Genomic DNA, 11400 nt, shown 5'->3' with positions numbered 1-11400 from the left:
CCATGGTTGCAGCTTCCCAAAGGTCCTTCGTGCCCATGGCCATCGGGATATAGGTGCCGTCCTTCTTGATCTTGTCGAGGGCAGCGAAGAATTCAGCTTCCGTCGTCGGGATCGCGATGCCGAGCTTGTCGAAGGCGTCCTTGTTATAGATGAAGCCGTGGATAACCGAAGCCATCGGCACGCAGAACGTGTCCTTGCCATCGTCGGTCGTCCAGGCAGCCTTGGCCACATCCGAGAAGTTCTTCATGCCGCCAAGGCCATTCAGGCTGGTCAGATTGCCGCGCTTGAACTGCTCCAGTGACTTGTCGAATGGACGGCAGGTGATGATGTCACCGGCGCTGCCCGCATCGAAACGTGCGCCGAGAGCGGCGTCATATTCGGTTGGCGGTGTCGGAGCAAACTTGATCTTGATGCCCGGGTTCTTGGCTTCGAAAGCCGGAATGAGCTTCTCCTGCCAGATGGCGAGATCGTCCGTACGCCAGCTTTCCATCGTCAGCGTGGTGTCGGCGGCGTGGGCAAAACCAGCCGTAGCCAGGATGCTCGTCGCCATAAGCAGTGTTTTTAATGTCGTGCTTCCCATTTTAGTCTCCTGTTGCACCCTTATGAGCAGTGCCGTTAACGAGAGCCAAGGCTCCCCTTCAGTTCCGAAAGCGCCGGGCGAAGCCTCTGTTGATTGCTTTCGAGAATTTCTGATGCTTTTTCTGCGTTTGGCGCACCCGCCGCGAGCAGGATCGCTGACTTGACCGAACCGCCGCTCGCCTCCAGCAGCTTTACAGCGTCGCCGATATCGCAGGCGCTGATGGCCGAAACGATCCGCGCCGCCCGCTCGCGCAACTTGATATTGTCCGCTGTGAGATTGACCATGTAGCCGTCATGCACATGGCCGAGACGTACGGCCATCAAAGTCGACATAAGGTTGAGCGCGATCTTCTGGGCAGTCCCCGCTCCCATGCGCGTCGACCCCGCCACCATTTCCGGCGGCGTTTGCAAGGTGATCGAGACGTCCGCCTGTTCAAACAAGGGTACGTCGGGATTGTTGGCAATCGAGATAACCTTCAGGCCACGCCTCTTGGCTTCTTCGATGGCTGCGAGCGCATAGGGCGTTGTACCGCTGGCGGATATCGCGATCAGGCAATCGCCCGTCTGAAGGTCAGCTTCGGCGATGTCTTTGGCCGCCTGGCTCGTATCATCTTCATAGACGCCGGCGAGCCGGCTGAGGCTGGCGACACCGCCAGCAAGCAGAATGACGATACGGTCAGGAGCAATGCCATAGGTACCAGGCAATTCAAGCGCGTCGGCCAATGCCATCAAGCCGGAACTGCCTGCCGCCGCATAGGCGAGACGGCCACCGGCAGATAGCGTTGCGGCCGCCAGAAGGGAGGCTTGCGCAATGGAATCCGTCGCACGGCCAACTGAGGCTGCGGCCTCGATCTGCGCTTCGTGCAGCAAATGAAGAACATCTTCTGGCGATCGCTCGTCCAGTCCAGATGCCTTGTCATTACGCTGCTCGGTACGGGTTGTTCCCACTGTTCTCTCCTCGTTGCGATAATTAATGCCAAAAAAATACCACTTGTCCAGTAATTCTTAAAAAATTTCCGCATTGATTTTGATTTTGGTATTTTTATTCAATTATTTCAATGCTAACAAGGAAAATCGGAAAAAGTAAAAATTAAAGCTTGGCTATTGGTATTTTATTGGTATTCTGTTTTCGGAGGATGATTGAACGTGACTTATCTCCTGGGAATTGATGGTGGCGGAACAGGCTGCAGGGCGGCCCTGACCGATATGAGCGGCCAGGTCCTAGGTACCGGCAAGAGTGGTTCGGCTAATATCATGACCGACATGAATACCGCTCGTCTCAACATTCTCGATGCTACGGAAGCCGCGCTCATTGCCGCGCACATTGAGCAGTCGGCGATTACTTCCATTTCGGCGGTGCTTGGCCTTGCTGGCGCCAATGTCGGTAGTAACGGTGCACAGTTGCAAGCCATGCTGCCGTTCAAGAATTCCCTTGTTTATTCCGATGGCGTGATTGCGCTCCAAGGCGCGCTCGGAGACCATGACGGAACCGTCGTCATTCTCGGTACCGGATCGGCCTTTGTCACCCGCTCGGGAAGCGAAATTCGCTTCGCCGGCGGATGGGGTTTCAAGGTCAGCGACCTAGGCGGCGGCGCGCGGCTGGGCCGCGATCTGCTAGAGGAAGCACTGCTCGCCTATGATCGGTTCCATCCGGCCTCCCCCCTGACCGAAGCGGTCATGGAGAGATTTGGTGGCAATCCGCACCGTATCGTCCAGTTCGCCCATTCGGCCCGCCCGAGCGACTTTGGGTCGTTTGCGCCCATGGTTTTCGAGTATGCGCCTCAGGAAGATGCGGTCGCCGCTGCCCTTCTGAAGAAAACCGTCGGCCAGATCGAAGAGGGACTTGACGCAATCATGGGGGGAATACCAACGCGTCTCTCACTGCTGGGAGGCCTTGGTCCGCTTTACGGGCCGCTGCTGTCGCCGCGTTATCGGGCAAAACTGCAAACACCTCTCAATGATGCGCTGACCGGGGCCGTTCAGCTGGCAGTCCGTAATTTTGCTTCGACATCCGTGGAGGCCATGCATGGCTGATGGTTTGATCGACATTCTTCCCACGCTGAATGATTCTGTCAGTGGCGGGCCGCTATATGTGAAATTGCAGCGGCTTATCGAGAATGCCGTACGTGATGGGAAGCTTCATCCTGGGGACGCTCTACCGCCGGAGCGTGAGCTTGCAGCCATGGCAGATATATCGCGCGTGACTGTACGCAAGGCTGTTCAGGGCCTGGTCAACAGCGGCCTTCTTGTACAGCGACACGGCTCCGGCACATTCGTCGCGCCGCGTTCCGAGCGCGTCGAGCAATCGCTCTCGCATCTCACATCGTTCACCGAGGACATGGCACGTCGGGGGATGATTGTCCGCTCGACCTGGCTCGACCGCGGCATCTATGCGCCCTCGCCGGAGGAAATGGTGACACTCGGCCTGTCGTCCGGCGAGAAGGTCGCGCGCATCAGCCGGTTGCGCGTTGCCAATGACACACCGATGGCGATCGAGCGAGCAGCGCTGTCGGTTCACGTCCTGCCCAACCCGGAATTGGTTACGCTTTCGCTCTATGCCGTACTGGCGGAAGGCGGCAATCGCCCGGTTCGGGCCATACAGCGCATTTCTGCGGCCATACTGAAGGAAAATGATGCTAAATTGCTCCAGGTTCCGGCCGGCTCGGCCAGCTTGAACATCGAGCGCATATCCTATCTGGAGTCGGGGAAGGTCATTGAATTCACGCGATCAATCTACCGTGCCGACGCCTATGAGTTTGTCGCCGAACTGAAACTCGGCGACTCTTCGGAAATATCAGGAGCAGTGCTTTGACCACCAAGACCACCCTTATGCGGGAAGAAATCCTGTCAATTCCCGCCGTCACAGCGCGGTTTCTGGACGCCTCCCGCGATACGCTTGCTGCAGCCGGCGAGAGGCTGCGCGAGAAGAACCCGCCCTTCCTGGCATCGATTGCGCGCGGATCATCCGATCACGTCACTGCCTTCCTGAAATATTCGAGTGAACTTACCGCCGGGGTCCCCGTCGCCTCGCTCGGCCCCTCGGTGGCTTCAATCTATGGGGTAACGCTGAAGCTTGGCAGCGCAGCGACCCTTTCAATTTCGCAGTCGGGCAAGAGCCCTGACATTGTGAGCATGACAAAGGCAGCAAGCGAAAGTGGTGCGCTGACGATTGCCATCACTAACGTCATCCATTCTGACCTTGCCAATGCCAGCGACTTTCCCATCGACGTTCTGGCCGGACCCGAGCGTAGCGTCGCCGCGACAAAGTCTTTTGTAAGTTCGGCAGTTGCCGGGCTCGCATTGATCGGACATTGGACCGAGGATAAGAAATTGCTTGCCGCCATAAATGTGCTTCCTGCCGCTCTGGCAAAGGCCATCGACTGCGACTGGTCACCCTTTGCGAGCGCGTTGAAGGATGAAAACTCGCTCTTTGTCCTCGGACGCGGGCCATCGCTCGCCATTTCCAACGAAGTCGCGCTCAAATTCAAGGAAACCAGCGCGGTTCATGCAGAATCCTACAGTGCTGCTGAAGTCATGCACGGCCCAAAGGCAATCGTCGGCAAAGGCTTCCCTGTGTTGGTACTGGCGGCGCGCGATGCCGCGGAAGATTCTCTGGTTGAGGCAGCCGACCGTCTTGCTGAACAGGGCGCTGCGGTCTTCATCACATCCGACAAGCCATCCAAGGCGACGGCACTGCCGTTCATCGCGACCTCACATCCCTTGACTGATCCGCTGGCATTGCTTGTGTCGTTCTATGCATTCGTGGAAAGCTTCGCCCGTAGCCGGGGATTGAATCCGGATGAGCCGCCACATTTGAGAAAAGTGACTGAAACCATATGAGCACCGCATACGCACTTACTGGCGCCGAGATATTCGACGGCGAAAGCTGGCACGCCGATTCGGCCTTGGTTGTCGATGGCGGCCTGGCAAAGGATATTGTGGCAGCATCAACATTGCCCGGCGATCTTCGCAAGGTCGAGTTGAAGGGTGGCAAACTCGTCCCCGGCTTCATCGATATCCAGGTCAATGGCGGCGGCGGCGTGCTTCTCAACGACGGCCCGAGCGTCGACGCCATCCGCACAATATGCGATGCGCATTTTGCCTTTGGCACGACCGCCCTCCTCCCGACGCTGATCACCGACACGCCCGAGATTACGGCGGCGGCGCTTGCCGCCGGCAAGGCCGCGGCACAGGAAAAGGTCGCGGGCTTCCTCGGCCTGCACATCGAAGGGCCGCATCTGTCTGTGAGCCACAAGGGCACGCACGATCCGAAGTTGATCCGGCCGATGGACGACGCCGATCTCGTTGCGCTGATTGAGGCGGTGCAGGAAATCCCGGTTCTCCTGACAACCGTCGCACCGGAAACGGTGCCGGTAGACAAGATCAGGGCCATGGCCGATGCCGGGGTGATTGTCAGTCTCGGCCACAGCGGCGCTTCATACGAAGTCGCCATGGCAGCCAAGGATGCCGGTGCCACGATGGTAACGCATCTGTTCAATGCGATGAGCCAGCTTGGTCATCGTAGTCCAGGCGTGGTCGGAGCTGTTCTGCAGTCGGGCGAATTGTCTGCTGGACTGATCGCCGATGGCTTTCATGTCGACAAGGCTTCAATGTCGATCGCGCTGCGCGCCAAGCAAGGACCGTCAAAGATATTCCTCGTCACCGATGCGATGTCGACCATTGGTACGGATATTACCTCGTTCACTCTGAACGGCCGCAAAATCACACGCGCCGGCGGGCGGTTGACGCTGGAAGACGGGACGCTCGCCGGCGCCGACCTCGACATGATCTCCGCCGTCAGGTTTGTCCATCGCGAACTTGGGCTCTCGCTGGACGAGGCACTGCGTATGGCTTCGTTATACCCAGCTGAGAGCATTCGTATCGACCACCGCTACGGCCGCCTGGCACCCGGCTTTGTCGCGAATATCGTCCACCTCGATGACAATCTCGACGTCAATCATGTCTGGATTGATGGAGATTCGCACTACGCACGTTGACGCCTAGACCCGATTTGCCATACTGGCACTCATCAGACAAATCGGAGAGTTAGGATGGCCAAGGACGCATTGATCGTCGTCGATGTGCAGAATGATTTCTGTCCGGGCGGCGCGCTTGGTGTCGAGGGCGGCGCCGAGATCGTCCCGATCATTAACAAGCTCATCATGCGCTTCGACCATGTTATCCTTACCCAGGATTGGCATCCGGCCGGGCATTCGAGCTTCGCATCGTCGCAACCCGGCAAGGCGCCGTTCGAAACAATCATGATGCCCTATGGCGAGCAGACGCTATGGCCGGATCACTGTATCCAGGGTACAGCGGGAGCTGACTTCCACCTGGACCTGCAATGGACGAAGGCCGAACTGGTGATCCGCAAGGGTTTCAGGCCGCACGTCGACAGCTATTCGGCTTTCTTCGAAAATGATCACAAGACCCCTACGGGCCTCGCCGGTTATCTGCGCGAACGCGAAATCACGAATGTGACCTTCGTTGGTCTCGCGACTGACTATTGTGTCGCCTATTCCGCGCTCGATGCGGTCGCGCATGGATTTGCCGCCGATGTGCTTCTCGATGCATGCCGCAGCATTAATCTCGGTGGTTCGCTTGCCGCAATGACAACCAAAATGCGCAAGGCCGGCGTGACATTGGTCTGAACATCCAATTTCAATGGCGCAAAATTGAACAGCTGCGCATTTTTCCACAGGGCTTGAACCCAAAGTCATAAAGCTGTTGTTTCTCTGTCACATAATGGAGATACTGCACCCAAGCGCACTTCAGATGACGCCTTATCATGGGAGAATTGATATGACTTATCGTGGTACACGTTTAAGCCTTGCTCTTGGCATTGTTCTCGCCTCATCCACCTCATCCTTCGCAGTTACCGAAATCAGCTGGTGGCACGCAATGACCGGCGCCAACAACGAAGTTGTCGAGACGCTGTCGAAAGAATTCAACGCGAGCCAGAGCGAGTACAAGGTCGTCCCTGTATTCAAGGGAACCTATCCGGAAACACTGAATGCCGGCATCGCCGCCTTCCGTGCCAAGCAGGCACCCGACATCATGCAGGTGTTCGACGCAGGCACCGGCGTCATGATGGCCGCTGAAGGCGCGGTCAAACCCGTAGCCGACATTCTCTCGATGGGCGGCGCGAAGTTCGACAAGAGCCTCTATCTGCCCGGCATCGTTTCCTACTATTCGAAACCGGACGGCACGATGCTGTCGTTCCCGTACAACAGCTCCTCGCCGATCCTTTATTACAACAAGGACATCTTCAAGAAGGCCGGGCTTGATGAGAACAACCCGCCAAAGACATGGCCGGAAGTCTGGGAAGCTGCCAAGAAGATCAAGACCAGCGGTGCAGCCAATTGCGGTTTTACCTCAACCTGGCTGACATGGATCCATACGGAAAACTTTGCCGCCTGGAACAATGTGGCCTTCGGTACCAATGAAAACGGCATCGCCGGCAACGATGTCGAGCTGAAGATCAACGCGCCGATTTTCGTCAAGCACTTCCAGGAACTGGCTGATCTCGCCAAGGACGGCACCTTCCGCTATGGCGGACGCACCTCGGAAGCAAAGCAGCTCTTCATTTCAGGCGAATGCGGCATCTTCACAGAATCTTCCGGTGGGCTTGGCGACGTCATTAAATCCGGCATGAACTACGGCACGGGTCAACTGCCATACGAGCCGGAAGCCAAGGGCGCCCCGCAAAACACGATACCAGGCGGTGCGAGCCTCTGGGTATTCGCGGGCAAGAGCGATGAACAGTACAAGGGTGTCGCGGCCTTCTTCAATTTCCTGTCGAAGACCGACATCCAGGCGCGGCTGCATCAGGTTTCGGGCTATCTGCCGGTAACGCTGGCTGCCTATGAGGAAACCAGGAAATCCGGCTTCTATGACAAGAACCCCGCCCGCGAGATTCCGATCAAGCAGATGTTGGGCAAGGCCCCGACGGAGAATTCCAAGGGTGTGCGCCTCGTCAACCTGCCGCAGGTCCGCGACATTGAGAACGAGGAGTACGAAAACATGCTGGCCGGAAAGCAGACCGCCCAGCAGGCTCTCGACAATGCCGTCAAGCGTGGCAATGCTGCGATAAAGCAGGCCCTCGGTCAGTAATAGTCCGCTTTTGATCGCCCTGTCCGTACCGCTACGGACAGGGCTTTTTTTCAAACGAGGCATCCATGGCATCGTCAACACGCGTTACTTTTCCAAACAAGTTGTTGCCCTATCTGCTGCTGGCACCGCAGCTCGCCATTACCGCTATTTTCTTCTACTGGCCCGCATCGCAGGCCATCTACCAATCCGTTCTGCGCGAGGATCCGTTTGGTCTTTCAACGCAATTTGTCGGCCTCGGCAATTTCAAGCGTGTCATTAGCGACCCGAATTATGTGAATTCGCTCCAGGTGACGGTGATTTTCTCCATAGCGACCGCGCTTATTGCGATGGCGCTTGCCCTGCTGCTCGCCGTCATGGCCGATAAGGTAATCCGGGGCAAAGGCATCTACCGCACGCTGATGATCTGGCCCTATGCGGTTGCGCCGGCCATCGCCGGCATGCTCTGGCTTTTCCTGTTCAATCCGTCGATGGGTACGCTCGCCTATCTGGTTCGCTCAGCCGGCTACAATTGGGACCCGCTGCTCAATGGCGACCAGGCCATGGTACTCGTCGTTTCCGCCGCGGCCTGGAAACAGATCAGCTACAATTTCCTCTTCTTTGTCGCGGGCCTCCAATCTATTCCAAAGTCATTGATCGAAGCCGCCGCCATCGACGGTGCGGGCGAGACAAAGCGCTTCTGGACGATCGTCTTTCCACTGCTGGCGCCGACAACTTTCTTCCTGCTGGTCGTCAACACGGTCTACGCCTTCTTCGACACATTCGGCATCATCCATGCGGTTACGGGAGGCGGACCCGGCAAAGCCACGGAAACACTCGTGTACAAGGTTTACAATGACGGTTTCGTCAATCTGATCCTTGGCGACTCGGCAGCGCAATCGGTGATCCTCATGATCATCGTCATCGGCTTGACGGCGATCCAGTTCCGCTACGTCGAGCGCAAAGTCCATTACGGCTGAGGGGTGGAGATGATCCAGAACAATCCCATCAGCCGCCTCATCGCCCATATCATCCTGATCATCGGCATTCTGATCGTGGCGTTCCCGATCTATTACACCTTTGTTGCTTCGACGCAGTCGCTGCAGGAAATCATGCGTCCGCCGCTGTCGCTGCTGCCCGGAAGCCATTTCTGGGAGAATTATTCAGCAGCACTCTTCGGTGGTGTCGGCCGTATCGGCGGCGTCGGCGTCGACCGCCTTCTCCTCAACACGGTGATCATGGCGCTCGCAATTGCTATCGGCAAGATCGTCATCTCGATCCTGTCTGCCTACGCGATCGTCTTCTTCCGTTTTCCCGGCCGCATGATCTTCTTCTGGCTAATCTTCATCACGCTGATGCTGCCGGTCGAAGTGCGCATTCTGCCGACCTACAAGGTGATGGTCGATCTTGGTTTGATCGATACCTATACGGGGCTGACACTGCCGCTGATGGCATCGGCAACGGCGACGCTGCTGTTCCGGCAGTTTTTCATGACCATCCCCGGCGAACTGGTCGAAGCTGCCCGCGTCGACGGTGCGGGACCATGGCGCTTCTTCAAGGATATCCTCCTGCCCCTGTCGAAAACCAACATCGCGGCACTGTTCGTGATCCTCTTCATCTATGGCTGGACGCAATATCTTTGGCCGCTGCTGATGACCAACCGCAACGACATGACGACCATCGTCATCGGTTTGCGCAAAATGATCTCCTTCGCCGATGCCGATACACAATGGCATCTGGTGATGGTCACCTGCATTCTCGCCATTGTTCCTCCGATCCTCGTTGTCGTTTTGATGCAGCGCTGGTTCGTGCGCGGACTGGTCGAAACGGAGAAATGATACTGATATGGCTAGCGTAGAACTCACCAATGTCCGCAAGGTCTATGGAAACTCGGTCGAGGCGGTCAAAGGCGTCAATATTGCCATTGAGGATGGCACACTCTGCGTCCTGGTTGGGCCTTCCGGCTGCGGAAAATCGACTCTGCTGCGCATGATCGCGGGCCTCGAATCCATCACACACGGCACGGTCAAGATCGAGAATTCGGTGGTCAATGACCTTGGCCCGGCTGAACGCGATATTGCTATGGTTTTCCAGAATTATGCGCTCTATCCGCATATGAAGGTCTACGACAACATGGCCTATGGCCTGCGCAATCGTGGCATGCCGAAAGACCAGATCGACAAGCGTGTCAGAGAAGCCGCACAAATACTTGAATTGACTCACCTTCTGGAACGTCGTCCCAAAGAGCTTTCTGGTGGCCAGCGCCAGCGCGTCGCCATGGGCCGCGCCATTGTCCGCAGCCCGAAAGTGTTTCTCTTCGATGAGCCGCTGTCCAATCTCGATGCCAAGCTGCGCGGGCAAATGCGTGTCGAGATCAAGAACCTGCAGCGCCAGCTGGGTGTTACCAGTGTCTATGTGACCCATGACCAGCTCGAGGCCATGACACTGGCGGATACGCTTGTTGTCATGAATGCAGGCTCGGTCGAGCAGATCGGCGCACCGCTCGATATCTATGAAAAACCGGCCAGTACTTTTGTTGCCAGTTTCATCGGCGCCCCGCCAATGAACCTCGTACATGTCACAGCGGACAGCTTCGGCCTTGTGCTGAAGGATGGGACCCGCATTGGCGCTGAAGGCCTAACGGTGCCAGCGACTGGCGCAGTGATCGGTTTTCGGCCGGAAGATCTGGAAGTAGCCGCCGGAGGCGAAACGCATGCTGGCGGATTGCTGCTCGATCTCAAGGTGTTGGGCGTCGAGCCGGTTGGTGCAGAAAGTTATGTCTACGGCATTATCGGCGGCGAGCGGGTTGTCGTGCGCATCGCCGGGCGCTCGGTGTCCCAGCCCGGGGACCATCTGCGGGTGATCATCCCGAAGGAAAAGCTGCATCTTTTTGGTGCGGACGGAAAAAGATCCCACCTATAGGGTGAGATCCTTTCCGGAATTCACATTTACCAGCTGGGAACGGCCGCACCCTTGTATTTGTCGAGGATGAATTGCTTCACCGGATCCGAATGATAGGATTCGATCAGAGTCTTCACCCAAGGCTTGTCCTTGTCGGCGGTGCGAACGGCGATCAAGTTGATGTATGGAGCCTTTTCACCTTCCTTGAGGATCGTGCCGTTCATCGGATCAAGACCAGCCTCGAGCGCATAGTTGGTGTTGATCGCAGCAGCATCCACATCGTCGATCGAGCGTGGCAGCTGGGCGGCGTCGAGTTCAACGAACTTGAAGTTCTTCTTGTTCTCGGTGATGTCCGCGGTCGTGACCTTGAGGCCAACTCCGTCCTTCAACTTGATTGCACCTTTGTCCGCCAGGATGAGCAGAGCGCGGCCGCCATTGGTCGGGTCATTCGGAATCGCGATGGTAGCACCGTCCGCCAACTCATCGAAACTCTTCACTTTTTTTGAATAGACGCCCATCGGAAAATTGACCGTATAGGCAACATCGACCAGATCGAACTTGCGGTCGGCAATCTGGTTGTCGAGATATGGCTTGTGCTGGAAGGAATTGGCATCGAGCTCGCCATCGTTCAGGGCCTGGTTCGGAACCACATAATCCGAGAATTCGAAGATCTCGATATCAAGTCCCTTGGGCTTGGCGACTTCCTTGACCTTTTCCATGATCTGCGCGTGTTCACCCGGGGTCACACCGATCTTGATTGTCTCGGCCAGTGCGCCGGTCGCGCTCAGGATTGCTGCCAACGCTGCGCTGGCAAGGATTTTCTTCAGCATT

Annotated in this window: 12 protein-coding genes; 9 read left to right on the top strand and 3 right to left on the bottom strand. The window is 57.0% G+C overall.

Annotated elements, in window-relative coordinates; genetic code table 11:
* Together AAAC48_RS13135 and AAAC48_RS13130 are read right to left on the bottom strand one after the other, a co-directional pair.
* Positions 1-580: ABC transporter substrate-binding protein (locus tag AAAC48_RS13135; RefSeq protein WP_340654596.1), on the bottom strand; the 580-nt coding region annotated here is incomplete at its 3' end.
* A gap of 35 nt (positions 581-615) precedes the next feature.
* Positions 616-1527, bottom strand: a complete 912-nt coding sequence (locus tag AAAC48_RS13130; RefSeq protein WP_340654595.1) for an N-acetylmuramic acid 6-phosphate etherase — start codon at positions 1525-1527, stop codon at positions 616-618.
* 198 nt (positions 1528-1725) lie between these two features.
* On the opposite strand from AAAC48_RS13130, the gene AAAC48_RS13125 reads away from it, so the two are divergent.
* The 9 genes from AAAC48_RS13125 to ugpC all read left to right on the top strand — a co-directional run bounded on the left by AAAC48_RS13125 (position 1726) and on the right by ugpC (position 10590).
* Entirely contained in the window at positions 1726-2613 is an 888-nt protein-coding gene (locus AAAC48_RS13125) for a BadF/BadG/BcrA/BcrD ATPase family protein (protein ID WP_340654594.1), read from the top strand.
* On the top strand, positions 2606-3391 hold the full coding sequence (locus AAAC48_RS13120) for a GntR family transcriptional regulator (protein WP_340654593.1): 786 nt from the start codon (positions 2606-2608) through the stop codon (positions 3389-3391). The genes AAAC48_RS13125 and AAAC48_RS13120 overlap by 8 nt, the downstream gene beginning before the upstream one ends.
* A gap of 17 nt (positions 3392-3408) precedes the next feature.
* Positions 3409-4419 (top strand): SIS domain-containing protein, encoded by a 1011-nt coding sequence (locus AAAC48_RS13115; RefSeq protein WP_340654600.1) that lies wholly within the window; start codon positions 3409-3411, stop codon positions 4417-4419.
* Positions 4416-5576 carry an N-acetylglucosamine-6-phosphate deacetylase gene (gene nagA, locus AAAC48_RS13110; protein WP_340654592.1) on the top strand — a complete coding sequence of 387 codons (1161 nt, stop codon included), beginning with the start codon at positions 4416-4418 and terminating at the stop codon, positions 5574-5576. Before AAAC48_RS13115 ends, nagA begins: the two co-directional genes overlap by 4 nt.
* A 54-nt stretch (positions 5577-5630) precedes the next feature.
* Positions 5631-6230 (top strand): bifunctional nicotinamidase/pyrazinamidase, encoded by a 600-nt coding sequence (gene pncA / locus AAAC48_RS13105; RefSeq protein ID WP_340654591.1) that lies wholly within the window; start codon positions 5631-5633, stop codon positions 6228-6230.
* 151 nt (positions 6231-6381) lie between these two features.
* On the top strand, positions 6382-7692 hold the full coding sequence (gene ugpB, locus AAAC48_RS13100) for a sn-glycerol-3-phosphate ABC transporter substrate-binding protein UgpB (protein ID WP_340654590.1): 1311 nt from the start codon (positions 6382-6384) through the stop codon (positions 7690-7692).
* Positions 7693-7757: 65 nt separating this feature from the next.
* Positions 7758-8648 (top strand): sn-glycerol-3-phosphate ABC transporter permease UgpA, encoded by an 891-nt coding sequence (gene ugpA, locus AAAC48_RS13095; RefSeq protein WP_340654589.1) that lies wholly within the window; start codon positions 7758-7760, stop codon positions 8646-8648.
* A gap of 9 nt (positions 8649-8657) precedes the next feature.
* Positions 8658-9506: a sn-glycerol-3-phosphate ABC transporter permease UgpE gene (gene ugpE / locus AAAC48_RS13090; RefSeq protein WP_340654588.1), complete on the top strand. Its 849-nt coding sequence runs from the start codon at positions 8658-8660 to the stop codon at positions 9504-9506.
* 7 nt (positions 9507-9513) lie between these two features.
* Positions 9514-10590, top strand: a complete 1077-nt coding sequence (ugpC, locus tag AAAC48_RS13085; RefSeq protein WP_340654587.1) for a sn-glycerol-3-phosphate ABC transporter ATP-binding protein UgpC — start codon at positions 9514-9516, stop codon at positions 10588-10590.
* A gap of 26 nt (positions 10591-10616) precedes the next feature.
* On the opposite strand, the gene AAAC48_RS13080 is transcribed toward ugpC, so the two are convergent.
* Positions 10617-11396 carry a MetQ/NlpA family ABC transporter substrate-binding protein gene (locus tag AAAC48_RS13080; RefSeq protein ID WP_340654599.1) on the bottom strand — a complete coding sequence of 260 codons (780 nt, stop codon included), beginning with the start codon at positions 11394-11396 and terminating at the stop codon, positions 10617-10619.
* Positions 11397-11400 lie beyond the last annotated feature (4 nt).

The organism is Phyllobacterium sp., assembly GCF_037994405.1.
Taxonomy (GTDB): Bacteria; Pseudomonadota; Alphaproteobacteria; order Rhizobiales; family Rhizobiaceae; genus Phyllobacterium.
This window is presented reverse-complemented; position numbering and strand designations above follow the sequence as displayed.